Origin of the sequence: Brevundimonas lenta (assembly GCF_014196335.1) — a bacterium.
Classification (GTDB): Bacteria; Pseudomonadota; Alphaproteobacteria; order Caulobacterales; family Caulobacteraceae; genus Brevundimonas; species Brevundimonas lenta.
Map to the genome: position 1 here is coordinate 391899 of NZ_JACIDM010000003.1, position 26285 is coordinate 418183.

Genomic DNA, 26285 nt, shown 5'->3' on the forward strand with positions numbered 1-26285 from the left:
GCCGCCCCATGCGCCTGTTCCCGACCCTCCTCTCCGGCGCCGCCCTGATGGCCGCCGCCGGCTGTTCGACGCTGCAGGGCTGGATGCCTGCCGACGGGTCGGCGCCCGCCGCGCCCACCGTCACAGCCGTCGCTCCGGGCGCCCCCGGCGCGACCCCGACCTGGGTCAACGCCGCCAAGACCGGCGCGGGCGCGTCCTACGAGGCCTATGTCGACGGCCAGTACCGCGACGGCGGCCGCACCGGCGAGGTTAGCCGCGTCTGGTTCTCGCTCGCCGACGGCGTCCTGACCGAGACCATGTACGGCCTGATCCACGAGGCCCAGATCAAGCAGATGCGCTTCGCGGTCATGAGCGCGGACGGACTCTCCGTCGAGGGCCGGGACACGACGTCGCGGACGGAATACCTGCACGTCGACGCCCAGGGTCGTCCGCTGTCGCCCGCCTATCGCATCGTCACCACCGATGAGGCCCGTCACTGGGAGATCGTGAAGGAGGTCTTCACCGATCCCGACCGAAACGCCCTGATCATGAGGGTCAAGGTCAGCGCCTGGCGCAGCGACGTGTCGCCCTACCTGCTGCTTGAGCCGCACATCGCCAACACCGGCGTCGGCGACCGCGGCGACGCGGTGGCCGGAGCGGACGGCCGGGGCGCCCTCTACGCCTACGAAGGCGACACCCACCTCGTGCTGCAAGCCGACCGCCCCTTCGCGGAGGCCAGCGTCGGATTCGTCGGGACTTCGGACGGCCTCACCGACCTGGAGGCCAATGGCCGTCTCGCCCACATCTACCGCTCGACCGGCGACGACGCCGGCAACATCATGCTGACCGGCGCGCTGCCGGTTGTCCGCCGCGGCGAAACCTTCAGCCAGGACTTCGTCATCGGTTTCGGCGAGACCCGGCAGGACGCGCGTAACGCCGCCAACGGCGCCTTCTCCACCGGCCTTGATGCCGTTCTCGCCAACTTCAACGGCGAGGGTGACGCCATCGGCTGGGAGGACTACATCGCCTCCCTCACTGAACTCCCCCGTATCGCCGAACAGTCCACCGACGGCGGCAAGCTGGCCTACGCCTCGGCCCTGATGCTGAAGATCCAGGAGGATCGCACCCACGCCGGCGCCCTGATCGCCTCGCTGTCCAACCCGTGGGGCGACACCGTCGACGCCACCAACAGCTCGACCGGCTACAAGGCCGTCTGGCCGCGCGACTTCTACCAGGTCGCCATGGCCCTGCTGGCGCTGGGCGACACGGAAACCCCGATGGCCGCCTTCCGCTACCTGCCGCAGGTGCAGGTCCGCGCCGACACGCCCGGCAACAGCGGCGCCACCGGCTGGTTCCTGCAGAAGACCCACGTCGACGGCGAAATCGAATGGGTCGGCGTCCAGCTCGACCAGACCGCCATGCCCATCATGCTGGGCTGGAAGCTGTGGAAGCAGGGGCTGCTCTCCGACGCCGAACTGGCGACCATGTACGGCCGCATGATCAAGCCGGCCGCCGACTTCCTCGTCGACGGCGGCAAGGCCGGCCTGCTCTGGAACGACCGCCAGATCGCCCCGCCCTGGACCCAGCAGGAGCGCTGGGAAGAGCAGGAGGGCTACTCCCCCTCCACCACCGCCGCCGTCATCACCGGCCTGACCGTCGCCGCCGACATCGCCCGCGCCTCGGGCGACGCCGCATCGGCCGACCGCTATCTCGCCGCCGCCGACGACTACGCGTCGAAGGTCGAGGCCCGCATGTTCACCACCTCGGGCGAGTTCGGCGACGGCCGGTACTTCCTGCGCCTCAGCCGCAACGAGGATCCGAACGACAAGGGCCTGCTGGGCGAGAACAACGGCCAGCCCGCCATGCCCGAGGACCGCATCATCGACGGCGGCTTCCTCGAACTGGTCCGCTACGGCGTCCGCTCCCCCCTGGCCCCGTCGATCACCGACACCCTGCCGGAATACGACGACCAGACGCGCGAGGACCGCTTCCGCGTCCGCTACGACGTCAACGGCGTCCCGGCCTACCGGCGTTACGGCAACGACGGCTACGGCGAGCAGACCGACACCGGCGGCAACTACGGCGTCGGCGGGATGAGCCCCGGCCAGCGCGGCCGCCTGTGGCCCTTCTTCACCGGCGAGCGCGGCCACTACGAACTGGCCGCGCTGCTGGCCGCCCCGTCGCAGTCCGCCGACTGGCAGACGACCCAGCTCAACGGCATCCGCCAGACCTACGTCCGCGGCATGGAAAGCTTCGCCAACGGCGGCCTGCTGCTGCCGGAACAGGCCTGGGACGGCGTCGGCGACGACACCGCCCACAACTACCGGCCGGGTGAAGGCACCAACTCCGCCACCCCGCTGGCCTGGACCCACGCCGAGTACATCAAGCTGCTGCGTTCGCTGGCCGATCGCGCCGTCTGGGACCGCTATGCGCCGGTCGAGGAACGCTACGCCCGCTAAGCTGTTCTTCGGTCAGCGTAGCTGTTCCGGATGATCGACATGCGTCTTGCCGCTGGCCTGGTTCTCGGGGCCGTCTCGCTTCTGGGCGCCTGCGCCTCGCTGCCCGGCCAGAGGCCGCCGCCCGCGTCCTCGACGGCCCTGACCCTCTGGACCCAGGCCGGCGAGTGCGACTTCACGGCCCCGGACCGGGCCCGGCTGCGCGCGGCCAGCACCAGTCAGGACGTCCTCCCGCCGGCGAGCGAGGGGGCCGACAGCACCTTCGTCGTCCGCGGCGCCGAGGCCCACGGCCGCCTGCTGCGCGGAACCTACTGCCTCAGTGTCGCCCGCGGTCCGGCGTCGGGTGAACCGGTCTCGACCTATGGCTTCACCGTCACCGTCGGCCGCCGGCCCGAGGCGCTTCAGGTCCGGCCCGTCTTCGCCTCGGTGCGCACGCCCGACGGCACGCCCCTGCGCGTCCAGCTCGCCCTCGGCGCCGCGCCGGTGGATCGCGGCGAGGCGGGAGCCGAGACCATCGCCGCCTTCGACCTCGGCCCCATCCCCGGCGACGGCGTCGCCCTCGAACCCGAGGCGCCGTCCCGGAACCTCCGCTGGCCCCGGGCCGGGGGCGACGCGCTCCGCCTGGTCGCAGTCGTGCGCGAGTCGACCGACCTCGCCACCGCCGATCCGATCCCGCCCGACCTCGTCCGCGCCGCCCTGTCCGGGGACGCGGATTGACGGGATGACGAAAGGCCGCAGGGCGCGTAACGAAGCCCTATGACCACGCGCGGCCCCGTCCTCGTCACCGGCTCGGCCGGCTTCATCGGCTTCCACACCGCCCAGCGCCTGCTGGCCCGCGGCGAGACCGTGATCGGCGTCGACAACCTCAACACCTATTACGACCCGGCCCTGAAGCACGCCCGGCTGGAGCGGCTGCAGGCCCACCCGAACTACATCCACCACACCCTCGACCTCGCCGACCGGCCGGGCATGACCGCCCAGTTCGCCGAGCATTCGCCGCGCCGCATCGTCCACCTCGGGGCCCAGGCCGGCGTGCGCTACAGCCTCGAACAGCCCGAGAGCTACGTCGACTCCAACGTCGTCGGCTTCCTGACCATCCTCGAGGGCGCCCGCGCGGTGCAGGCGACCAGCCTGGTCTTCGCCTCCACCAGCTCGGCCTTCGGCGCCAACGGCGCCCTGCCCTTCTCGGTCCGCCAGGGCGTGGCTCATCCGATGACGGTCTACGCCGCCACCAAGATCGCCAACGAGGCGATGGCCCACTCCTACGCCCACCTGTTCGGCATCCCCTCGACGGGTCTGCGCTTCTTCACCGTCTACGGACCGTGGGGCCGGCCCGACATGGCGCTGTTCAAATTCACCAAGGCCATCCTCGAAGGCCGTCCCATCGACGTCTACGGCCACGGCCAGATGGAGCGCGACTTCACCTATGTCGACGACATCGTCGACGGCGTGATCGAGGCCCTCGACAAGCCCGCCGCCGTCGATCCCGCCTGGGACGCGACCCAGCCGAACCCCTCCACCTCCGGCGTCGCCCCATGGCGCATCCTCAACCTCGGCGCCGGCCGTCGTGAGCAATTGATGCGCTACATCGAGGTGCTGGAAGACGCCCTCGGCCAAAAGGCCGAGCTCAACATGATGCCCGTCCAGGAAGGCGACGTCGCCCGCACCGAAGCCGACGTCACCGAGACCCGCGCCGCCCTCGGCTACGCCCCCTCGACCCCCATCGACATCGGCGTGAAGCGGTTCGTCGACTGGTACCGCGACTTCTACCAGGTCTGATCTCGCGCCTGCGAACAGCACCGGCACGACCATGCCCGCGCAAACCCTGACGCAGCGTCATCCTGCAGCGTCACAGGAATTTATTGCGCCGCACACGAAATGAATTGCCTGTTGCGGCGCAATGCGATCCTGTCTCGTTCCGCGGGTCGAACGCGGGTTCGGGCCGAGTCTTCCGCTCCAGACCCGGACACCCGATGCTTCGCAAGCCGCTCCTCGCCCTCGCGACCCTTCCGCTCATCCTGACCGCCTCGCCCGCCCTGGCCGCGCCGCTGCTGGCCCACCAGGCGCCGCTGCAGCTCAACGAAGCCTCGACCGCCTGGATCCTGACCTCGACGGCCCTGGTCCTGCTCATGACCCTGCCCGGTCTGGCCCTGTTCTACGGCGGCATGGTGCGGCGCAAGAACGTCATCTCCACCATCGCCCATTCGACGGCGGCCCTGGCGATCGTCACCGTCCTCTGGTTCATCGCCGGCTACAGCCTGTCCTTCGGCTCCAGCGGCGAGGCGACCAACGGCTTCGTCGGCGGCCTCCAGGCCCTGTTCCTCAACGGCGTCACCCCGACCACGGCGCACGGCCTGGCCCCCGGCCTGCCCGAGTTCCTGTGGATCGCCTACCAGCTGACCTTCGCCATCATCACCCCGGCCCTGATCGCCGGCGCCTTCGCCGAGCGGATGAAGTTTTCGGCCTCCATCCTGTTCTTCACCCTGTGGCACCTGATCGTCTACGCGCCGATCTGCCATCAGGTCTGGGGCGGCGGCTGGATGGGCTCGCTGGGCGTGCTCGACTTCGCGGGCGGCGCCGTGGTGCACGTCAACGCGGGCGTCGCCGGCCTCGTCTGCGCCCTGGTGCTCGGACCCCGCCACGGCTTCGGCCGGGACAATATGGCCCCGCACAACCTCGCCTTCACCGCCATCGGCACGGGCCTGCTGCTGGTCGGCTGGCTGGGCTTCAACGCCGGTTCGGCCTGGGCCGCCGACGGCATCGCCGCGGTCGCCGCCTTCAACACCATCCTCGCCGCCGCCGCCGCCGCCATCGGCTGGACCGTTGTCGAGTGGATCGACCACAAGCGCCCGACCCTGCTGGGCCTGCTGTCCGGCGTCGTCGCCGGCCTCGTCGGCGTGACCCCGGCCGCCGGCCTCGTCGACCCCAAGGGCGCCTTCCTCATCGGCCTGCTCAGCGGCCCCGCCTGCTACGCCGGCGCGGTCTGGCTCAAGCGCGCCTTCAAATACGACGACAGCCTCGACGCCTTCGGCGTGCACGGCATCGGCGGCATCGTCGGCGCCCTGCTGACCGGCGTCTTCGCCACCGCCGCCATCAACCCGGCGGCGGCCTCCGCCAACGTCCTCAACCAGCTGATCGGCCTCGTCGCCGTCATGGCCTGGTCCGGCGTCGGCACCTTCCTCATCCTGATGATCTGCAAATTCACCACCGGCCTGCGCGTCGCGAAGGAGGAGGAGATCGAGGGCCTCGACTACACCCAGCACGGCGAGACGATTCACCAGTAGCGCGGGACGCAGTGGTTAGTGGTTAGTGATTAGTGGTTGCTGCATCGACCGCCAGTACATGATCTGGATCGTTCATAGCCCGGCCTCGGAAGGCACCGCCGCAACCACTAATCACTAACCACTAACCACTCCAGCAACGCTAGCCCCCAACCCGCGTTCACCCCCCATGGCTGCCCGCGGCGAACTCGACACCTACAAGGCGAAGCGGAACTTCGCCGCCACGCCCGAGCCGTCGGGCAAGAAGGGCAAGGCCCGCAAGGCCGGCCTGACCTTCCTGATCCAGCGCCACGCCGCGACCCGCCTGCACTACGATTTCCGCATCGAGATCGACGGCGTGCTCAAGTCCTGGGCCGTCACCAAGGCGCCGTCGCGCGACACCGCCGTCAAACGCCTGGCGGTCGAGGTCGAGGATCACCCCCTCGACTACGGCGACTTCGAGGGGACCATCCCCGCGGGCAACTACGGCGCCGGCACCGTGCAGATGTGGGACCGCGGCGCCTGGGAGCCGCAGCAGGACGACCTCGACGCCGCCTTCGCCAAGGGCGACGTGAAGATGATCCTCCACGGCGAGCGGCTGAAGGGAAAATGGGCCCTGATCCGTCTGCGCTCCGACCGCGGCAAACCCTCAAAGCGCGCCAACTGGCTCCTCATCAAGGAGCGCGACGCATACGCCGTCCCGGGTGAGGGCGACGCCAATATGGAGATCGACGCCTCGGTCACCACCGGCCGCAGCCTCGCCGAGATCGCCGCGGGCGGACAGGAATGGACCTCCTCGAAAAAGACCGGCCGCGCCGCCCCTGCCGCCCCGAAACCCCGCGCCGCCGTCGCCGGCAAGGCGAAGAAACCGCACGGCTTCGTCCCCATCCAGCTGTGCAAGAACACCGACTATCCGCCCCACGGCGCCGGCTGGGCGCATGAGATCAAGTTCGACGGCTACCGCATCCAGATCGCCTCGGGCGGCGGCCATGCGACGCTCCGCACCCGCAAGGGCCTCGACTGGTCCGACAAGTTCCAGGAGCTCGCCGCAGACGCCGAAAAATGGCCCGACGCCGTGGTCGACGGCGAGCTCTGCGCCCTGGCCGAGAACCACATGCCGGACTTCTCGGCGCTGCAGGCCGCCATCGCCGACGGCCACACCGACGACCTGATCTATTTCGCCTTCGACCTGCTGTTCGAGGGGCCGGAGGACCTGCGCAAACTCCCCCTCGCCCACCGCAAGGCCCGCCTCCAGGCCTGGCTGGACCGCATCCCGAAGGCCGCCCGCCATCGCATCCGCTACGTCGATCACTTCGCCACCACCGGCAAGGCGATCCTCGAAAGCGCCTGCCGCATGGACCTCGAGGGCGTCATCTCCAAGAAGCTGGACGCGCCCTATCACGCGGGCCGCTCCTCCACCTGGCTCAAGTCCAAATGCCGCGGCCGCGACGAGGTCGTCATCGGCGGCTGGACCTCCGAGGGCGGCACGCGCTTCCGCTCCCTCATTGTCGGGGTCAAGGACAAGGCCGGCCTGCGCCACCTCGGCCGCGTCGGCACCGGCTACGCCGCCCCCCTGCTCAAGACCCTGCTCCCCGCGCTGAAGGCCAACGCCTCCGACGACAACCCCTTCAAGGGCAAGGACGCGCCGAAGGGCGGCCGCGACATCCACTGGGTCAAGCCGGTGCTGGTCGCCGAGATCGAGCACGGCGGCTACACCGACACCGGCTCCCTGCGCCAGGCCTCGTTCAAGGGCCTGCGCGACGACAAGGCCGCCTCCGAGGTCCGCGACAAGCCCTGGGCCCCGTCCGACCCGGCCAAGGAGAAGGGCGCGCCCCTCCCGGCGGAGGCGCTGGCCATCCCGGGGGAGAAGCCGAAGAAGCCCGGCAAGCTGGTCGTCGCGGGCGTCACCATCTCCAACCCGGACAAGATTCTGTGGCCGGCGACGGACGATCATCCCGCGATCACCAAGGGCGAGTTGATCCGCTACTACGAGCTCGCCGCCGAACGCATCCTGCCCCACGTCGCCGACCGCCCGGTCTCCATCATCCGCGCGCCGGAGGGCATCACCGGCGAGACATTCTTCCAGCGCCACGCCATGCCCGGCTCCAACCCGCGGCTGAAGCTGATCGATGTGAAGGAGCGCAAACCCTATGTCGGGATCAGCGACGCGGGCGGCCTCATCGCCATCGGCCAGGCCGGCGGGCTGGAGCTCCACCCCTGGGGCTGCGCGCCCGACGATCCCGAGACCCCCGAACAGGTCACCTTCGACCTCGACCCCGACGAGGGCCTCGACTTCAACGACGTCATCGCCGCCGCAAAAATGGTGAAGGTCCAGATCGAGAAGCTCGGCCTCCACCCGTTCGTGAAGACCACCGGCGGCAAGGGCCTGCACGTCGTCGTCCCCATCCGCGCCGACAAGGCCGCCCGCGTCGAATGGGACCAGTGCAAGGCCTTCGCGAAGGAGGTATCCGAGATCATGCGCCGCGCCGATCCGGACCGTTTCACCACCACTCTCGCCAAGAAGGCGCGCGGCGGAAAGATCTTCCTCGACTATCTCCGCAACGGCCGCATGGCCACCGCCGTCGCCCCCTGGTCCCCCCGCGCCCGCCCCGCCGCCGGCGTCGCCTTCCCCCTGTCCTGGCCCCAGGTCAAACCCGGCCTCGACCCCAAGGCCTTCACCCTCCTGACCGCCCCCGCCCTCCTCAAAAAGCCCGACCCCTGGAAGGATTTCCGCGCGGGCGAGGAGAACCTGCGGCCGGTGCTGAAGACGCTGGGGCTGTGACCGTTCACCTCCCCACTAAGTGGGGAGGTGGCGCGGCGCGAATACGCGCCGTGACGGAGGGGGCGGCGCCGGCCCAAGCCGCTCGCGCGCTCCCTCATCCGCCGGCGACGCCCCCTCCACCGCCGTTCCGGCGGTCCCCCTCCCCATCTGCGATGGGGAGGTGAGCAGCTCCTGTTTCACTTCCTTTCGTCATCCCGGGACGCGCAGCGACCCCGGGACCCAGCGGCGCCGTAGCGCAGCGGAGGCGAAATCCACGCACCGGCGCCCGCGACAGCTTCGCGCTCCCGCGCGCCGCTGGGTCCCGGCCTTCGCCGGGATGACGAAAGTAGGGATGGTCGATTTCCTATTCTTTTCGCCAACCCCCTGACATCCCCCATCTAAATTTCTTCTACGCAGCGAGGTATCCGCCTCCCGCATAATCTCCGCATCCCGTCGATGGGGAAGGCGTCGGATCCAGCGCCTCGACGACGACGGGCTGTGGTCGAGCGATGAAGCCCGGGCGAAGGGTAGTCCGGGGGTCCTCGTCGGACAGCGATGGATGCTGTCCGCTTGCTCGCCGCGCATCGAAGGTGCGGACCGCTGGCTCAGCCGATGTCCCACCCACGTCGCTTCCAGCAATGGCGGCGGCGGAGATCCGTCAAGGCTCTAACAGGGCCGCCAGCCGGAGGGCGCGCGAAACCAACGACCACGCGGGGCGTCCACCTCGTCGAAACGGTAAAACACAAAGCATTCCGGGCGAGGCCCGGACGCCCCGCGCCTTCCCCACCCTTCCGGCGGCTCCCGCCGGAGGACGATCAAACACGTCCTTCCCCCATTTCGGGGGAAGGTGGCCCGGAGGGCCGGATGGGGGCTCTGTCCGCACAACGACGGACGGACGGCTGAGCGCCGCAGCCAGCCCCCATCCGTCAGGCTCCGCCTGCCACCTTCCCCCGAAATGGGGGAAGGACTTCTTCCACCCGCCCCCTCTTCCCCGCTAGAACCTTCACCATGAGCTCCGCCCCCCTGCCCGACGCCGGTTCGAACTGGGTGGACCGCCATGCGCCGGAGCGGCTCAAGCCCTGGCTCAAGCTCGGCCGCTTCGACCGCCCTATCGGCATCTGGCTGCTGCTCCTGCCCGGCTGGCAGGGCATCGCCCTGGCGCTCAGCCAGTATCGCAAGACGCCTGACCTCTACGACCTGTGGCTGGTCATCGCCTTCGCCCTCGGCGCCTGCCTGATGCGCGCCGCCGGCTGCGCCTTCAACGACATCGTCGACCGCGACATCGACCGCCAGGTCGCCCGCACCGCCGCCCGCCCGGTCGCCTCGGGCCGCATCAGCGTGAAGAAGGCCTGGGCCTTCATCCTCGCCTGTAGCCTGACCAGCCTGCTGATCCTGCTGACGCTGAACCTGACCGCAATTCTGCTCGGCGTCGGCTCGCTGGCCCTGGTCGCCGCCTATCCCTTCATGAAGCGCATCACCTGGTGGCCGCAGGCCTGGCTCGGCCTGACCTTCAACTGGGGCGCCCTGATGGGCTTCGCCGCAGCGGCGACAGTGCTGATGTACTGGGGGCCAGAGCCGGCGATCCCCCTCGTCGATCACCCGCCTCTGCCCTTCGGCCGGCTCACCCTACCCGCCCTCTTCCTCTACCTCGGCGGCGTGTTCTGGACGCTCGGCTACGACACCATCTACGCCCTGCAGGACATCGAGGATGACGCCATGGTCGGGGTCAAATCCTCGGCCCGCCGCCTCGGCGCCAACGTCCGGCGCGGGGTCGGCGTCTTCTACTTCCTGGCCATCGCCTGCGCCGCCCTGGCCGGCCTGACCGCCGGCCTCGGGCCGCTGTTCTACCTCGGCCTCACCGCCTACGCCGTCCATCTGCTGTGGCAGACCCGGCGGGTGAAGGCCGACGACGGCGCCCTGGCGCTGCGCCTGTTCAAGTCCAACCGCGAGGCCGGCTTCATCCTGCTGCTCGCCATCGCCCTCGGTTCCGTGCAGCTTGTCGGATGAAGGAGATGCGCATGACCTCGATCCGCGCCCTGCTCATCGTCGTCCTGACCGCGGCCGCGACCGCCTGCGCCCCCACGCCTCCTGCCTCCCTGACCGATCCGGTCCAGCTGCAGACCCCGCCCGCCGACTGGACCGCGGCTGACCAGCCGGTGATCTGGAACAGTTTCGACGAGGCCGCCCAGCTCGAGCTGTCGATGCCCGACGCGGTGAAGACCCAGCCGAAGCTCTACTCCCTCTTGCGCCGCGAAGGCGTGGCCGAGCTGCGCGCCTTCGGCCGGGATGCGCGCCAGGCCCTGAACGAAATGGGCGCGGACGCCCGAACGCCCTACACCCAGACTATCGGCTACCTCGAACCGTTCGAGACCGCCGGTCTGTTCAGCCTGCAGGGCGGCTCCTGGTCTTACACCGGCGGTGCCCACGGTAATCCGTCCGACATCGCCGTTCTGTGGGACAAGGCGAGGCAACGCCGCATCGCCCCCGCCGATCTGTTCGCCGCCGGGGCCGACCTGACCATCCTCGACCGCGCCCTGTGCGACGCCGTCAACGCCGCCAAGCTCGAACGCGCCCGCGGCGAGAACGCCAGCGGCCCGTGGGACCCCGTGTCCCTCACCCCCGCCCAGGGCGAAATGTGGTCCTGCCCGCGCGCCGTCAACATGGCCGTCTCCCTCGCGCCCGGCACGGTCCCGGGCAAGGCCGGCGGCCTGATCGTCGGCATCGGGCCCTATGTCGTCGGCCCCTACGTCGAGGCCGGCTACAGCATCCTCATCCCGCTCGACGCCTTCGCCGCCCTGCTTTCGCCCGTCTGGGCGGATCAGTTCGCCGGCGCGCCCGACCCCGCCCTTGTCCAAAGTCACCGCGCCGGGTGAGGATCGTCCCCTTCGCCCGCGCCAGCCACCGGAGTTCGACTTGAACGCTCACGCCCTTCCCCGCCTCGGCCTGCTGCTCGCCGGCGTCGCGCTCGTCGCCCTGGCCGCCTGCAATCGCGACCGCGAGCCCGCCGCAGCGCCCGCGGCGCCCGGCTCGCCCGCGGCGGCGGTGACCCCGGCGGACGCCGCCTCGCCGATGGCGTTCAACTCCAAGACCCCCTACGCCAACGTCAGCCTGACCCTGCCGGAGTCGATCAAGGGCCAGGGCGACCTGCACGCCCGCGTCTACGCCGACGAAGTCCGCAAGCTGCGTCAGTTCGTCGAGGGCGCCCAGGGCGAGCGCACCGAGGACGGCTTCGACACCAGCACCCCGCCTTACGAAAAGCAGATCACCGTCACCACCGCCCTGCAGACCGGCAAGCTGCTCAGCCTCAAGCGCGTCGACTACGACAACTCGGGCGGCGCCCACCCCAACACGCTGGCCGGCGGCATCCTGTGGGACAAGGCGCTGAACCGGCGCATCGGCTTCACCGACCTGTTCCGCAAGGGCGCGGACCTCAGCATCCTCGACCAGGCCCTGTGCTCGGCCATCAACTCGGCCAAGCGGGCCCGCGTGCCGGACGGCGCCTCGGTCACCCTCGGCGGCCCTCCCGGCGCGGCCTGCCCGCGCGCCTCGGCCACCGAGTTCGTGCTGACCCCCGGCTCGGCCCCGGGCAAGGCCGGCGGCATCACCTTCCTGATCGGTCCCTACCAGGTCGGCCCCTACGCCGAAGGCCCGTACGAGATCGCCATCCCGGCGACCTCGTTCCGGTCCCTGCTGGCCATCGCCTACGCCGACGAGTTCGGCGGCCAGCTGACCAAGACGGGCGACGTCACGCCCGACATGTGACGCCTCACTCCGCCGCCAGAAACCGGTCCATCAGATCGGCGAAGGCGGCGGGCTGGTCGGCCATGATGAAATGCCGGCTGCCGTCGACGCGGATCAGCTTCACCCCCGGCAGAACGGCGTACTCCCGGGCCCACATGCCGTCGGCCAGCTCCGCCGGCGCGCCGCCGTCGGCGTCCGAGGCGTAGGGCGCCCAGACCGGCGTCGTCATCGCCGCCAAGCCGGGACGCAGGTCGGTGGTCATCACCTCGCGGATCGCCGTCGCCATCGCCCGGCGGTCGCCCGCCGCGGTCCACTCGACCATCCGCTCGCGGGCAGCCGGGTCCCGCGCCAGGCCGATCGCCTGCCGCGCCTGCCCGGCCCGGAACGAGGCCGGATCTGCGGCCAGAATGCCCGCCGCCGCCTGATCCGCGAACGGCCGGGCGCTCTCGGGCGTCGCCGTCGGCCCGTACAGGGCGCTGAAGAAGGGCAGGCTGTCGACCGTCATCACCTTCCCGACCAGCTCCGGCCGCTGCTGCGCCAGCATCAGGGCGCTCATCCCGCCCATCGAATGCCCGACCACCGCCGCGCCCTGCAGACCGCCGTCACGAATGTACCGCGCCAGCTCATCCACCACCGGCTGCACGAACGGCCCGTCTCCATGCGTCCACGGCTCCCCCGCAAACCCGGCCAGCTGCACCAGATGCACCCGGTGCGTCGCCTTCAGCCGCTCGGCCTCCGCCCGCCACACCTCCCGCGAACAGCCGAAGCCGGGGATCAGGATCACGTCGGGACCGCTCCCCACCACCTCGACCGACAGACGGTCGGACACGAACGGCGCCGGAGCAGTCGCCCCGACGGGAGCGGCCTCGGCGGGCAGGGCCAGAAAGGCGCCGCCTACGACCGCGATTGACGCAGCGGCCAGCAATACTGCGCGCAGGGTCGGACGACCGCGGAGAGTGCGGATGTGCAGCATGACGATTTTCCTTGGATGTGCGCCTGACCGCGTCAGGCGTGAGGGTTCTCGAAGATGTCCTCAACCGGCCGGGCGAACAGCACCGCGATGCGGTAGGCCAGATCCAGCGAGGGATCGTGTTTTTCCGTCTCCAGCGCATTCACGGCCTGGCGCGAGACGCCCAGCGCCTGCCCCAGCTGTTCCTGCGTCCAGCCGCGCTCGACACGCAGCAGCTTCAGCCGGTTTCTCATCGGCTGGTCCGGATGAAGGGCGCGACCGCGCCGAAGCAGGCCCAGAACAGCGGATAGATCAGCCAGGCCGGAATATGCGGCGCGGCGGCGTAGCTTTCGCCGAAGCCCCAGACGCTGGCGATCGCCATGGCCAGGCCGGACGCGATGATGAACTGTTTGGCGATCAGCGCCCGCACGAACTCGTCCGACTCGTTCATGAACGACAGCGTCGCCCAGATCTGTCCGACCACCGGCGCCGAAACCGCCAGGGCCAGACCCCATGCCGCCACCGGCGAGCCGATGTCGTCGAACGCGCCGAAGATGGCCAGGACGTTGATCGCCACATAGCCGCTCATGAAACCCATGGTGCGGATGACGTAGCGCTTCCCCGCCGCGGTTCCGTTCTTTCCGACTGCCAGCATGACAGGTGTTCCTTACGTGATGTAAGGCTTACCTTACTCACACAGAATGTCATGTCAACCTGACTTTTTGTAAGGATCGCATGACGCGAGCGGGTTCGCTTTGCGCACGCACTTCCCGGACGTATCCTGCCGCCATGCCCGCCGCGCCCCGCGCCCGCCCTGCCGATCTGTTCACGCCCGACCAGTGGGCGCCCTTCCAGTCGCGCTCGCACTGGATCGGCCCGCTGCTGGTCGCCCACGCCTGGGGCGTCATCCTGCTGGCCGCCGTGGCCGGCGTGATCTGGCCGTGGCTGATCCCGCTTTGCGTCGCGATCATCGGCACCCGCCAGCTGGGCCTCGCCATCCTGATGCACGAGGCGGCGCACGGCGGCCTGTCGCCGAATGCAAAGCTCAACGACTTCCTCGGCCATTGGCTCTGCGCCGTCCCCGTCGGGGCCTCGCTCGGCCTCTACCGGCCCTACCACCTGTCGCACCACAAATACGCCCAGCAGGCCGAGGACCCGGACCTGGTCCTGTCCGCCCCCTTCCCGGTCACCCGCGCCTCGCTGCGCCGCAAGATCATCCGCGACCTGACGGGACAGACCTTCTTCAAGCAGCGCGTGCTGTTCCTGTTCAAAGCCTTCGCCAACCAGCGCGACGAGGACATCGCCGAGGGCGCCGTGGTCACCGGCCGCTCCGTCGCCCCCTTCCTGCTGGTCAACGCGGCGCTGCTTGCGGCCGCCATCGTGGCCGGCGTCTGGTGGGCGTATTTCGCTCTCTGGCTACTGCCGCTGGCGACCTGGTTCCCCATGGTCACCCGCCTGCGCAACATCGCCGAACACGCCTGCGTAGAGGGCTCGGCCGACGACGCCTTCCGCGCCGCCCGCACCACCCGCGCCTCCTGGCTGGAACGCGCTCTGATCGCCCCCTACTGGGTCAATTTCCACGCCGAGCACCACCTGTTCATGCACGTGCCCTGCTGGAAGCTTCCCGCCCTGCACAAGGCGGTTCACACCACACCGCAGGGCGAGCGGATGGAGGTGGCCGGGGGCTACGTCGAGGTTCTGAAAGCCGCCAGCGGCAAGGCAGTCCTGCCCTGACCCGCATCGCCGACCCCACCGCCTTCATCCTCGCCAACACCCGCCTCCAGCCCGTCCCGCACGCGCCGGAGATTTCGCTGTGGCTGGCCGACGAGGTCACGCCGATCTGGCGGCTGACCGAGGAGGAACTGGGCGAGATGGGCCTGCCGCCGCCGTTCTGGGCCTTCGCCTGGGCCGGCGGTCAGGGCCTGGCGCGCTGGCTGCTGGATCACCCGGAAGAAGTCGCGGGCAAGCGGGTGCTCGACTTCGCCGCCGGCTCCGGCCTGGTCGGCGTCGCGGCGATCAAGGCGGGCGCGGCCTCCGTCCTGTGCGCCGACATCGACCCGTTCTGCGGCGCCGCCGTGGCCCTGAACGCCCAGGCCAATAACACGCCCCTGGCCTTCACCGCCGCCGACCTGCTGGACGCCCCGCCGCCTGAGGTCGACGTCATCTGCGCCGGCGACGTCTTCTACGAACGGCCGATGGCGGAACGGGTGCTGGCCTGGCTGAACCTGGCGGCCGGGCGCGGCACGCGCATTCTGGTCGGCGATCCGCTCCGGACCTACTTCCCCAAATCCGGCTTCGACCTGCTGGCCGAATACGCCGTGCCGACCACGCGCGAACTCGAGGATTCCGCCGTGAAGCGGACCCGCGTCTGGACCGTGTCCGGCGCCGCAACCTGATCCGGCTACGCTTGGTTCAAGGCTCCGGCGGGTCCATCTTGTAGCCATGACCTTCGCCCGCGCGCTCATCCTGGCCTGCGTCGTGATCGCCGCCCCGACGGCGGCGCTCGCCCAGGCGACCAACCCGGTCCCCCAGTATCGGCCGGGATTCGCCGTGAACTCGCACCGCTACCAGGGTGATCGGCAACGCTACGAGATGGACCGGCTCCGGGTTCAGGCGGCCGAGCGGCAGATGTTCGCCCGTCAGCTCGAGGTCGAGACACAGCTCAGCATCATAGACGTCCAGACACGGCGTCAGCCCGCCCTCGTCGATCCGGCGTCGACCCGCATCCTCCGCTCGCCCGAAGAAGAGGGCGCCCGTCGCCAATCGGCCACCGAGCGGCGGGAAGCGACCGTCTCCGCCGTCACCGGCATCGACGAATGGCTGGATCGCCCGCAGCCCTGAAATCGCCGCCCTGGCGCATCCCTTCCGCGCCCCCGGCGTTCCGGCCTCGCTTGATGCGACGGTGACAGGAGAACGACGATGCGTTGGGAAGGCGGACGGCGCGGCGGCAATATCGACGATCGTCGCGGCATGGGCCCCGTCGGCATAGCCGGCGGCGGCATCGGCGCCCTGGTCCTGGCGGCCATCGGCTATTTCGTCTTCGGCGTCTCGCCGGAGACCACCAGCCAGGTGACCAGCCAGCTGGGCGGCGCCGGCTCGGCCCAGGAGGGTCAGCAGGGCAGTCCGGAAGACCAGGCCGGTCGCTTCGTCGACGTCATCGGCACGAACATCGACGACGTCTGGGCCAGCAAGCTGCAGGGCTACCGGCCACCGACCGTGACCCTCTACGAGCAGGGCACCAACACCGGCTGCGGCTTCGGCCAGGCGGCAATGGGCCCGTTCTACTGCCCCTCCGACCAGCACGTGTACATCGACCTGTCGTTCTGGAACGAGATGGAGACCAAGCTGGGCGCATCCGGCGCCGACTTCGCCCGCGCCTATGTCATCGCCCACGAATACGGCCACCACATCCAGACCCTGACCGGCGTCTCCGAACAGGTGCAACGCGCCCAGCAGCGCGCCTCAGGCCAGGCCGAAGCCAACCAGTATTCCGTCGCGCTGGAGCTCCAGGCCGACTGCTACGCCGGCGTCTGGGCCGCCAACGCGGCCGCGGCCTCGAACGGCGCGGTCGCCCTGGCGCCCGGGGATATCGAGGAAGGCCTGCGCACCGCCTCGGCCATCGGTGACGACACCCTGCAGCGCCGCTCGGGCGGTCGGGTCGCACCCGACAGCTTCACCCACGGCTCTTCGGCCCAGCGGGTCGAGTGGCTGCAGCGCGGCTACCAGTCCGGCGATCCGGCCGTCTGCGACACCTTCGGAAGCGCGGTCTGAGTCAGCGCCGCCGCTGCGGCCCGACGGTCAGATCCAGCGGGCGGGAGACGTGCAGCGTCCCCGCCCCGAGGTCCAGCGCCGCCCGGCGTCCGGCGAACGCCTCCATCCCCACCAGGCCGCCCGGGAAGTTCGGCAGCGGCGGCTGTTCGAACACCCCGACCGGCACCTGTCGGTACAGGTGATCGGCGAAGGTCACCGTCCGCGCCTCGACGATCATGGACCGCAAGGCCCCGCCCAGCACCAGGCTCATGCCCTCCCGGGCCGGCCTGCCGTCCAGCAGGCCGGCGATCCGCGCCGCCTCCTCGCTCAGCCCCAGCATCGAGGAAGCTCCGGTGTCGACCACCGCCTCCACCACGGCGCCTTCGACGGTCAGTTCCGTGATCAGCGCCGTCCCCGATCGCCGCACCGGCGCGGCCGTCAGATCGGCGGGCCGCACGAAGGCGTCGCGGCGCACCAGACGGACATGTCGTCGTGCCGGATCCAGCGCCAGCACCGCCTGGGACAGCACGTCCTGACCCAGGATCAACGGCGTCCGCAGACCCTCGTCCGACGCCAGCGGCCCGAGGTTCAGGATCGCCGCGCGCAGGCCGCTGATCGTCAGGCCGGGCAGACCGACCTCGATCGTGGTCCCGCGCCCCATCTGGGCCCCGCCGCCGACGCCGTACGCCACCAGCGGCATTTCGAAGATGGATCGCTCGCCGGGCGGCATGGCCTCGAACAGCGCCCGATCGATCACCGAATACTGGGCGCCCGAGTCCACCAGGGCCAGCACCCGCCGCCCGCCGATGGTCGCCGCGATGGTCGGGGCCTCGGATCGCCGGCTGTACGGCATCCACGGCGTCGCGCCGTCCGGGCCGAACGCCAGTCGCGGGTCGGGCCACAGCAGATGCTCGCGCGCCCACAGCGCGCCGCCGGCGAGCGCCGCCAGACCGGCGGTCCGGATCAGAAAGTTGCGGCGGTTCATCCCCGCCAAGATGGCGCGCCGACGGGCCGCGCGCCAGCGGCACGGCGTCGCGCAGGGATGACGATGGGCTGAATTAATCAGCGGCCGGCCGACGCCCCCCGACGTCAACCGGCCGCCTGCGAGTGCTGGTCCCCCGAGCTCCCGCGAGCCCGTGGTCGATGACCAGCGGGCGTCCGGCGCCTATGTGCCGCAGAATTGACACCGCTGTCCATCCGGTTCTCCCGTTTTGGGAAACGGAAATTTCACCGTGGTCCGAAAGGCACCACCTTATTCTCGCGATCATGGCCGATATCGGCCGCCCCGAGGTAGGAAATACCCGAACGCTGGCACCAGTAGCGGACGATCTCCTCGGCGGTCAGACCGAACTCCGGATCGTTCTCGACGATCTCTGAAACCCGCCCCAGACGCATGCCCGCGATCCGCCGCATCGACGGCTGGGCGGTCAGGTGGAACATCATCCGGTCGATCCGGTACAGCGGCTCCGACACGTCCTCGATCATCACCACGTGGTCCGTCAGGTCCGGCTCCAGATAGGTCCCCACCAGCGCATCCAGAATGCTGAGATTGAACGCCACCGCCGGGCGCGGATCGGTCGCCAGCGAAGGCTCCCACGACGAGGCGTCGCCGGTCTTCAGCCAGTTCAGCGCCCGCCACGCGGTGGCGTCGTTGCGCACGGCGTCCGACGCCATCGGCCCATGGGCTACGTGTTCGAATCCGGCCTTGTAGAGCATCGCCAGGATGCTGCCGGCGTCGGAATACCCGAGGTAGCGCTTGCTGCGCGCCACATCGTTCAGCCGGGGCAGGATCGCCTCCGCCACCCGGCACGAGCCGTAGCCGCCCCGCGCGAACCACACCGCGTCCAGCCGCGGGTCGTTGGCGAACTCGACGAAGGCGTTGGCCCGCGTCGCGTCGTCGCCGCCGAAATGGCCGTGTTTCTGGAAGGTCGCCGGGTGGAAGACGACCTTGATGCCGCCGTCCGGGACATTGGCCGCAAACCACGCCTCGATGGCCTCGCCGCGTTCCTTGCTGAACCGCGAGCTGGCGTTGACGATGCCGATCTTCATATGCGCCGCTGGCCTCCCGCCCTGACCATGCTAGTCAGGCCGCCGGACATTCCCCGGTTTCGCCCTCCAAGATCAAGCGCATGCGTTCGGACGACTACTTCTTCTGCGGCATCGGCGGCTCCGGCATGCTGCCCCTGGCGATGATCGTTCAGGCGCGCGGCGGCCGGCTCGAGGGCTCTGACCGCTCCCGCGACCAGGGCCGCACGCCCGAGAAATTCGCGTGGCTTGAGGCCCACGGCGTCACCCTGCACCCGCAGGACGGATCGGGCGTCACCCGCGCCGACCAGATCGTCGTCGCCACCGGCGCGGTCGAGGACACCGTGCCCGACATCGGCGCCGCCAAAGCTGTCGGCGCCCGCATCGTCACGCGCCCCGAACTGCTGTCGCAGCTGTTCAACGCCGCCCCGACCTCGATCGGCGTCGCCGGCACCAGCGGCAAGTCGACCATCACCGGCATGATCGCCTGGATCCTTCACCGCGCCGGCCGCGAACCGACCGTCATGAACGGTGCGGTGATGAAGAATTTCGCCGACGCCGATCACCCCTTCGCCAGCGCCCTCGTCGGCGGCCCCGACCTGTTCGTGTCCGAGGTCGACGAGTCCGACGGCTCCATCGCCCGCTACGATCCGACGGTCGCCGTGGTCTCCAACATCTCGCTGGACCACAAGTCGATGGAGGAGCTGCGCGAGCTGTTCGGCGGCTTCACCGGCCGGGCGACAACCGCCGTGCTCAACCTCGACAACCTCGAGACCCAGGTCCTGGCCCAGACCCTGCCTACGGACAAGGTCGTCACCTTCGCCCTCGGCGAGGAGAGCGCGACGCTCAACGCCCACGACCTCACACCCCAGCCCACCGGCATGCGCTTCACCCTGACCGAGCTAGGCGGCGCGAAACACGCGGTCACGCTCAACGTCCCCGGCGCCCACAATGTCGCCAATGCGCTGGCCGCCCTCGGCGCCGTCCGCGCCCTCGGCGTGCCGCTGGACGAGGCCGTCGCCTCACTCGAAACCTTCTCCGGCATCCGCCGCCGCATGGAGGTGGTCGGGACCGCGAACGGCGTCACCGTCATCGACGACTTCGCCCACAACCCGGACAAGATCGCCGCCACCCTCAAGACGCTGCACGCCTTCGACGGCCGCCTGCTCATCCTGTTCCAGCCGCACGGCTTCGGCCCGCTGAAGCTGATGAAGCACGAGTTCATCGAAGGCTTCGCCGGCCTGATGCGCGAGGACGACGTCCTGCTGATGCCCGAGCCCGTCTACTACGGCGGCACCACCGACCGCTCGGTCGGGTCGGAGGACATCGCCTCGGGCGTCCGCGCCGCCGGCCGCAACGCCGAGGCCCTGGCCACCCGCGACGCCTGCGGCGACCGCCTGGTCGAACTGGCGCAACCCGGCGACCGCATCATCATCATGGGCGCCCGCGACGATACCCTGTCGGTTTTCGCGGCCGATCTTCTGGCCCGCCTCTGATCCGCTTACGGATTGTTTTTCAAGACAATCTCGCAAATAATTCACGTACGGCAAAGCTGTCGTTAAGTCGCCGCCGCTACCCCGCTTCCATCGGGAGAGGGCGGGCATGGCACGGATCGGAGACTTCGCGAGCGCCCCGGCGCCCGTCGCGCCGGACACGCCCGGCGATCACGTCTTCGAACGGTTCCAGAACGAACCCGACACCCTCGCCATCGCCGTGGTCGATGCCGACGGCCGCCCGGTCGGCCTGATCGAGCGCAACGCCTTCACCCTTCGCATGGCCGCCGAATTCGGCCGCGCCCTCTACGCCCGCCGCCCGACCTCCAGCTTCATGGACGCGGCCCCACGCATCCTCGACGCCGACGCGGACGCCGAGACCCTGTTCGAGAGCGTCGACGCCGCCAACCTCGGCGCCCTGCTGAACGGCTTCGTGGTCACCTCGAAGGGCCGCTACGCCGGGGTCGGCGCGGGCGTCCACCTGCTGCAGGCCGGCACGGCCATCCACCGCCGCCGCGCCGAGGCGATGAGCACCCTGGCCCGCGACCTCGCCCGCGCCGAACAGGAGGCGCGCTCCTCCAGCCGCGCCAAGTCCGAGTTCCTCGCCGTCATGAGCCACGAGATCCGCACGCCGCTGAACGGCGTATTGGGCGTCGCCGCCCTGATGGAGCGCGAGCTGACCCAGGACGCCATGCGCCCGTACATCCGCACCATCCTCGACTCCGGCCAGAGCCTGCTCCGCCTGCTCACCGACGCCCTCGACATGTCTCGGGCCGAAGCCGGCCTGATGTCCTTCGAGACCGCGCCCGTGAGCCTTCCGGGACTCGCCGCCGACCTCCGCGCGCTCTGGAGCCCGCGCGCCGCAGAGAAATCCCTGAACCTCACGGTCGACTGCGATTCCGACGACGCCGACGGCGTTCTGGCCGACGAAATGCGGCTCAAGCAGTTGCTCAACAACCTGATCGGCAACGCCATCAAATTCACCCCGTCGGGCGACATCGCCGTGCGCATCGACAGCCGCCGGATCGACGATGCGGTCGCCATCTCGGTCACCGTCGATGACAGCGGTCCCGGGGTCGGGGAGGAAGCCGCCCGCACCATCTTCGAACCGTTCAACACCGGCAGGGCCGGACGCGAGGGCGCCGGCGCTGGCCTCGGCCTCGCCATCTGCCGCCAGATCGTCGAGCGGACGCAGGGGCGGATAACGGTCGACCGCTCCGATCTGGGCGGCGCGCGCTTCGCCTTCTCCCTGACCCTGCCCCGCGCCGACGCCATGGACCCGCAAGCCACGGACACCCTCGCCCCGCCCACACCGCACGAGACGCTGCATGTGCTGGTCGTAGACGACAATCCGACCAACCGTTTCGTCGCCGGCAAGGTGCTGGAGCTGTTCGGCTGCACCTCCGACACCGCCGAGAACGGTCTCGAGGCGGTCGAGCGCGTCCGGCGCGACCCGTTCGACCTGGTTTTGATGGACGTGAAGATGCCGGTCATGGACGGTGTCGAGGCGACCCGCGCCATTCGCGCCCTGTCCGGTCCCGAGGCGCGCATCCCGATCCTCGCCCTGACCGCCAACGCCGATCCGCGCGATGAGGATCTCTACCTCGCCGCAGGCATGGACGGCGTGGCCCAGAAGCCGATACAGCCTGACGCCCTGCTCGACGCCATCCGCCGCGTCCTGTCCTCCGATCCGGCGGAGGCCGAGGCCGCATAGGCAACCCGAATCCGGATCGGTGTATTGTAGCGCTTCATGCTTCAGGTTCCCCCGCCGCCCGCCCAACTTCCCGAAGTCGTCGTCACCGCCGCACGCCTGCCGCCGGCCGCGGGCGAGGCCGCGTTTTCGGTCATCCGCATCGATGCGGCCGAACTGACGACGCAGCAGCGGCTGGACGAAGCCCTGGCCACGGTCCCGGCCGTCTCCCTGTTCCGCCGCACCTCCAGCCTGTCGGCCAATCCGACGACCCAGGGCATTTCGCTGCGCGCCATCGCCCCGTCCGGCGCCGGACGCACCCTGGTCACACTCGACGGCGTGCCGCTGAACGACCCGTTCGGCGGCTGGGTGATCTGGTCCCAGGTCCCGACCGAGAGCCTGTCCAGCCTCGACATCGTGCGCGGCTCCGGCGCGGGTCCCTATGGCGCGGGCGCCCTGACGGGCGTCATCACCCTGCGCGAGCGCGACGACGGCTGGACGGTCGACGGCGCGCTGGCCGAGCGCGGCGGCCTGCGCCTCGCCGGCTCGGGCGCGGCCGGCGTCGGCCCCGTCCGCATCGTCGGCTCCGTCCTGCATGAAGCCAGCGACGGCTACGTCCCGGTGCGTGGGCCCGATGCCGGCGCCGCCGACACGCCGCTGGATCTCGACGTCCTCAGCAGCGCCTTGCGCGCCGACATCCCGGTCGCCGCCGCCACCGTCTCATTGCGCGCCTCGGCCTTCGAGGAGGATCGCGGGTCCGGCCTCGCCGGCGCCCGCGCCACCGCCAGCGGAAACGCCGTGTCCGCCACCGCCGCGGTCCAACCCGACGCCGACAGCCCGGGTTGGCGGCTCCAGGTCTGGCGGCGCGAGAGCGATCTGGCCAACACCTCGGTCGCGGTCGCCGCCGACCGGTCCTCGACCACGCCCGCCAACGACCAGTACGCCACCCCGGCGACCGGCTGGGGCCTGAACGCCGCCCTGCGTCGCGTCGTGGTCAGCGGCATCGCCCGCGTCGAGTGGGAAGTCGGCGTCGACGCCCGCTTCAACGAGGGCCAGACCAACGAACTGTTCCGCTACATGGGCGGCGCCTTCACCCGCGACCGCGCCGCGGGCGGCGAAACCTCCGTCGCCGGCGTCTATGCCGAGGGCGCCTGGGACGACAGCGGCCCGTGGCTGGTCGCCGGCGGTCTGCGCTGGGACGCCTGGACCAATACCGACGGCTTCCGCCTTGAGCGCGACCTCGCCACCGGCGCGCCGACCCTGAACGAGACCGACCCCGACCGCTCCGGCGACGTCGTCAGCGCCCGCCTCGGCGTCCGCCGGGCGCTGGGCGAGGACCAGGCCCTGCGCATCTCCGCCTACACCGGCTTCCGCCCCGCGACGCTCAACGAACTCCACCGCCCGTTCCGCGTCGGCAACGACCTGACCGAGGCCAACGCCGCGCTGGAGCCCGAACGCCTCACCGGCGTCGAGGCCGGCTGGAGCTGGACCGGCGACCGCGCCTCGCTCGGCGCCACCCTGTTCAGGACGCAGATCGAGGACGCCATCGTCAATGTCACCATCGGCGAAGGCCCCGCCACCTTCCCTCGCGCCGGCTTCGTCCCCCTCGGCGGCGTCCTGCGCCAGCGCCAGAACGCCGGAACCATCGAAGCGACGGGGCTCGAGATAGAGGCTGAGGCCGACGTCACCGACGCGCTGTCGGTCCGCGCCGCCCTGTCCGCCACCGACGCCCGCGTCGACGGCGGCGCCATGGCCCCGCAACTCACCGGCCTTCGTCCGGCCCAGGCGCCGGTCTGGAGCGCCGTCGCGGGGGTGGACTGGCAAGCGACCGATCGCCTCACCCTGTCGGCCGATCTCCGGTGGGAGAGCAAGCGCTACGAGGACGACCTGAACAGCCGCGTGCTGGCGGCCGCCGGGACCATCGACCTCCGCGCCGACTGGGCGCTGAACGCCGCCACCACCCTGTGGGTCGCCGCCGACAATCTCCTCGACGAGTACGTCGAGGTCTCGGAGACGGGCACTGGCGTCGCCGGTTTCGGCCCGCCCAGGACCGTCGGCATCGGCGTCACACTGTCTCGCTGATCGTTAAACCTGGCATTGCAAATCGTTCGCAACTTGGGCAAAAGCCGAGCGTGACCGAAGCCGCCATCCCCGCAGCAAAGCCCCTCAAGGCGAAGAAGGCCCTGAACGCCACCCGGTCGTTCTGGCTGAAACAGCTGCACCAGTGGCACTGGATCTCGGCGGCGCTCAGCCTGATCGGCCTGATGCTGTTCGCGGTGACCGGCATCACCCTGAACCACGCGGCCCAGATTCCGGCCGAGCCCGTCACCACCGAGGCGACCGGAACCCTGCCGGCCCCGCTGCTGGAGCGGCTGGCCGACTTCCCCGCCGAAACCACCGACCCCGCGCCCGCCGCCGTCGCCCGCTGGGCGGCCGAGACCTTCAAGGTCCAGATCGCCGGCCGGCCCACCGAGACCACCGCCGACGAAATCTATGTCTCCCTGCCCGAGCCCGGCGGCGACGGCTGGCTGACCATCGACCGCGCCACGGGCGATGCCCTGCGCGAACGCACAAAGCGCGGCTGGGTCGCCTACCTCAACGACCTGCACAAGGGCCGCAACACCGGCCCCGTCTGGTACTGGTTCATCGACATCTTCGCCGCCGCCTGCGTGATCTTCGCCGTCACCGGCTTCGGCCTGGCCTGGATGCACGCCCGTCAGCGTCCGTCGACCTGGCCTCTGCTGGGCTTCGGCCTCCTCGTTCCCGTCCTCATCGCCCTTCTGTTCATTCACTGATCCGCCCCCCGGACCCCCTATGCGCAAGCTGCCTGTAGCCCTTTCCGCCGCCGCCCTCGCGACCATCGCGACGCCTGTGCTGGCCGCCGATCTGAACGTCTCGATCGAGGTTCCGCGCCTGACCGTGGCCGCCTACCACCGCCCCTATGTCGCGGTGTGGATCGAGCGTCCGGACAACACCGCCGTGCGCACCCTCGCCGTCTGGTACGAGGTCTCCAACACCGCCGAGGGCAAGGACTGGCTCAAGGACATGCGCACCTGGTGGCGTCGCGGCGGCCGTAGCCTGTCGCTGCCCGCCGACGGCGTCTCCAGCGCCACCAAGGCCCCGGGCCGCCACGCCGTCTCCATCCCGGGCGCCCGCCTGCGCGACCTGCCCGCTGGCGACTACGTCCTCGTCGTCGAGGCCGCCCGTGAACTGGGCGGCCGCGAAGCCGTCCGCGTCCCCTTCACCTGGGGCCGCGCCAACACCGCCCGCGCCGCCGGAACCACCGAACTCGGCGCCGTCAGCGTCGCCGTCACCCGCTAGAGGAAGTCCGCCATGAAGAAGTCGCTTGCTCTCATCGCCGCGCTCGCCGTTCTCGCGGTCCCCATGTCCGCCCAGGCCCACCGCCAATGGCTGGCCCCGACCTCGACCGTGCTGTCGGGAACCGACGCCTGGGTCGGCTTCGACGGCGGCTCGTCCAACGGCGTCTTCATCGCCGACCACAATGCGATGAACCTCGACGGCCTGGTGATCACCGCGCCGGACGGCACGACCGTCGACGCCGAGAACAAGATGCGCGCCCGCTACCGCTCGACCTTCGATCTGCACCTGACCCAGCAGGGCACCTACCGCATCGCCAACGTCTCGGGCGGCGTCATGGTCAGCTACAAGCAGAACGGCGAACAGAAGCGCTGGCGCGGCGCTGAGGCCGACATGGCCGCGAACATCCCGGCTGACGCCACCGAAGTGGTCGCCACCCGCTCCAACAACCGTACCGAAACCTTCGTCACCCTGGGGGCGCCCAACGCCACGGCGCTGGCCCCGACCGGTCAGGGCATCGAACTGGTCCCGGTGACCCATCCCAACGACCTCGCCGCCGGCGAGGCCGCGACCTTCAAATTCCTCCGCGACGGCCAGCCCGCCGCCGACCTCGAGGTGACCATCGCCCGCGGCGGCACCCGCTATCGCGACAATCCGGAGGAGATCACGGTCAGGACCGGCGCCGACGGCTCCTTCACCGTCACCTGGCCGGAGCCCGGCATGTACTGGGTCAACGCCGCCGTCCGCACCGCGGCCTCTGGCGACCAGCTGGCCTCGAACGCCCAGTACAACGGCGCCGTGGAAGTCCTGCCCTGACCGACGGCCTGCCAAGTTCGTCGAAAGCTGCGCCGCCCCCGCTGGTC

General features: G+C 70.4%; 23 protein-coding genes. 18 read left to right on the forward strand and 5 right to left on the reverse strand.

The window, feature by feature from the left end; translation table 11 throughout:
• The first annotated feature begins 8 nt into the window (after window positions 1–8).
• From GGR12_RS15075 to GGR12_RS15105, 8 genes are all read left to right on the forward strand, one after another.
• Window positions 9–2438, forward strand: coding sequence for a glucan 1,4-alpha-glucosidase (locus tag GGR12_RS15075; protein WP_183205379.1), 2430 nt, complete (start codon window positions 9–11; stop codon window positions 2436–2438).
• A 39-nt stretch (window positions 2439–2477) separates the two neighbouring features.
• Window positions 2478–3152 (forward strand): hypothetical protein, encoded by a 675-nt coding sequence (locus GGR12_RS15080; protein WP_183205381.1) that lies wholly within the window; start codon window positions 2478–2480, stop codon window positions 3150–3152.
• A 39-nt stretch (window positions 3153–3191) separates the two neighbouring features.
• A complete protein-coding gene (locus GGR12_RS15085; protein ID WP_183205383.1) occupies window positions 3192–4214 on the forward strand; it encodes an NAD-dependent epimerase/dehydratase family protein in 1023 nt (340 codons plus the stop codon).
• A 194-nt stretch (window positions 4215–4408) separates the two neighbouring features.
• Entirely contained in the window at window positions 4409–5719 is a 1311-nt protein-coding gene (locus GGR12_RS15090; protein ID WP_183205385.1) for an ammonium transporter, read from the forward strand.
• Window positions 5720–5885: 166 nt separating this feature from the next.
• Window positions 5886–8477 (forward strand): DNA ligase D, encoded by a 2592-nt coding sequence (ligD, locus tag GGR12_RS15095; RefSeq protein ID WP_183205387.1) that lies wholly within the window; start codon window positions 5886–5888, stop codon window positions 8475–8477.
• Between the two features lie 987 nt (window positions 8478–9464).
• Window positions 9465–10463 (forward strand): UbiA family prenyltransferase, encoded by a 999-nt coding sequence (locus GGR12_RS15100; RefSeq protein ID WP_183205389.1) that lies wholly within the window; start codon window positions 9465–9467, stop codon window positions 10461–10463.
• 11 nt (window positions 10464–10474) lie between these two features.
• Window positions 10475–11329, forward strand: a complete 855-nt coding sequence (locus tag GGR12_RS16680; RefSeq protein ID WP_246328949.1) for a DUF3298 domain-containing protein — start codon at window positions 10475–10477, stop codon at window positions 11327–11329.
• Window positions 11330–11369: 40 nt separating this feature from the next.
• On the forward strand, window positions 11370–12218 hold the full coding sequence (locus tag GGR12_RS15105; RefSeq protein ID WP_246328950.1) for a DUF3298 and DUF4163 domain-containing protein: 849 nt from the start codon (window positions 11370–11372) through the stop codon (window positions 12216–12218).
• A gap of 4 nt (window positions 12219–12222) precedes the next feature.
• Here the strand turns inward: GGR12_RS15105 and GGR12_RS15110 are convergent, their stop codons facing one another.
• From GGR12_RS15110 to GGR12_RS15120, 3 genes are read right to left on the reverse strand one after another with little or no spacing between them, the layout of a single operon-like run.
• A complete protein-coding gene (locus GGR12_RS15110; protein ID WP_183205393.1) occupies window positions 12223–13170 on the reverse strand; it encodes an alpha/beta fold hydrolase in 948 nt (315 codons plus the stop codon).
• A 32-nt stretch (window positions 13171–13202) separates the two neighbouring features.
• On the reverse strand, window positions 13203–13400 hold the full coding sequence (locus tag GGR12_RS15115; RefSeq protein ID WP_183205395.1) for a helix-turn-helix transcriptional regulator: 198 nt from the start codon (window positions 13398–13400) through the stop codon (window positions 13203–13205).
• Window positions 13397–13801, reverse strand: coding sequence for a hypothetical protein (locus tag GGR12_RS15120; protein WP_183205397.1), 405 nt, complete (start codon window positions 13799–13801; stop codon window positions 13397–13399). The genes GGR12_RS15115 and GGR12_RS15120 overlap by 4 nt, the downstream gene beginning before the upstream one ends.
• 134 nt (window positions 13802–13935) lie before the next feature.
• Here GGR12_RS15120 and GGR12_RS15125 point away from each other — a divergent pair, with 134 nt between their 5' ends.
• The 4 genes from GGR12_RS15125 (at window position 13936) to ypfJ (ending at window position 16917) form a co-directional block, all read left to right on the forward strand.
• A complete protein-coding gene (locus GGR12_RS15125; RefSeq protein ID WP_183205399.1) occupies window positions 13936–14880 on the forward strand; it encodes a fatty acid desaturase family protein in 945 nt (314 codons plus the stop codon).
• Window positions 14877–15542 (forward strand): class I SAM-dependent methyltransferase, encoded by a 666-nt coding sequence (locus GGR12_RS15130; RefSeq protein ID WP_183205816.1) that lies wholly within the window; start codon window positions 14877–14879, stop codon window positions 15540–15542. Before GGR12_RS15125 ends, GGR12_RS15130 begins: the two co-directional genes overlap by 4 nt.
• 46 nt (window positions 15543–15588) lie before the next feature.
• Window positions 15589–15987, forward strand: a complete 399-nt coding sequence (locus tag GGR12_RS15135; protein ID WP_183205401.1) for a hypothetical protein — start codon at window positions 15589–15591, stop codon at window positions 15985–15987.
• Between the two features lie 78 nt (window positions 15988–16065).
• On the forward strand, window positions 16066–16917 hold the full coding sequence (gene ypfJ, locus GGR12_RS15140) for a KPN_02809 family neutral zinc metallopeptidase (protein WP_183205403.1): 852 nt from the start codon (window positions 16066–16068) through the stop codon (window positions 16915–16917).
• A 1-nt stretch (window position 16918) separates the two neighbouring features.
• Here the strand turns inward: ypfJ and GGR12_RS15145 are convergent, their stop codons facing one another.
• On the reverse strand, window positions 16919–17881 hold the full coding sequence (locus GGR12_RS15145) for an aspartyl protease family protein (RefSeq protein WP_183205405.1): 963 nt from the start codon (window positions 17879–17881) through the stop codon (window positions 16919–16921).
• Between the two features lie 242 nt (window positions 17882–18123).
• On the reverse strand, window positions 18124–18945 hold the full coding sequence (locus tag GGR12_RS15150; protein WP_183205407.1) for an LD-carboxypeptidase: 822 nt from the start codon (window positions 18943–18945) through the stop codon (window positions 18124–18126).
• An 80-nt stretch (window positions 18946–19025) separates the two neighbouring features.
• On the opposite strand from GGR12_RS15150, the gene GGR12_RS15155 reads away from it, so the two are divergent.
• The 6 genes from GGR12_RS15155 to GGR12_RS15180 all read left to right on the forward strand — a co-directional run bounded on the left by GGR12_RS15155 (window position 19026) and on the right by GGR12_RS15180 (window position 26238).
• Window positions 19026–20417 (forward strand): UDP-N-acetylmuramate--L-alanine ligase, encoded by a 1392-nt coding sequence (locus tag GGR12_RS15155; RefSeq protein ID WP_183205409.1) that lies wholly within the window; start codon window positions 19026–19028, stop codon window positions 20415–20417.
• A gap of 106 nt (window positions 20418–20523) precedes the next feature.
• Window positions 20524–22128, forward strand: a complete 1605-nt coding sequence (locus GGR12_RS15160) for an ATP-binding protein (RefSeq protein WP_183205411.1) — start codon at window positions 20524–20526, stop codon at window positions 22126–22128.
• 36 nt (window positions 22129–22164) lie between these two features.
• The gene (locus GGR12_RS15165) at window positions 22165–24186 is read left to right on the forward strand and encodes a TonB-dependent receptor (protein WP_183205413.1); all 2022 of its coding nucleotides are present in this window, start codon (window positions 22165–22167) and stop codon (window positions 24184–24186) included.
• A gap of 50 nt (window positions 24187–24236) precedes the next feature.
• Entirely contained in the window at window positions 24237–24899 is a 663-nt protein-coding gene (locus tag GGR12_RS15170) for a PepSY-associated TM helix domain-containing protein (protein ID WP_343053284.1), read from the forward strand.
• Between the two features lie 19 nt (window positions 24900–24918).
• Complete coding sequence (locus tag GGR12_RS15175) at window positions 24919–25425, forward strand: DUF2271 domain-containing protein (RefSeq protein ID WP_183205415.1); 507 nt, start codon at window positions 24919–24921, stop codon at window positions 25423–25425.
• A gap of 12 nt (window positions 25426–25437) precedes the next feature.
• Window positions 25438–26238: a DUF4198 domain-containing protein gene (locus tag GGR12_RS15180; RefSeq protein WP_183205417.1), complete on the forward strand. Its 801-nt coding sequence runs from the start codon at window positions 25438–25440 to the stop codon at window positions 26236–26238.
• Window positions 26239–26285 lie beyond the last annotated feature (47 nt).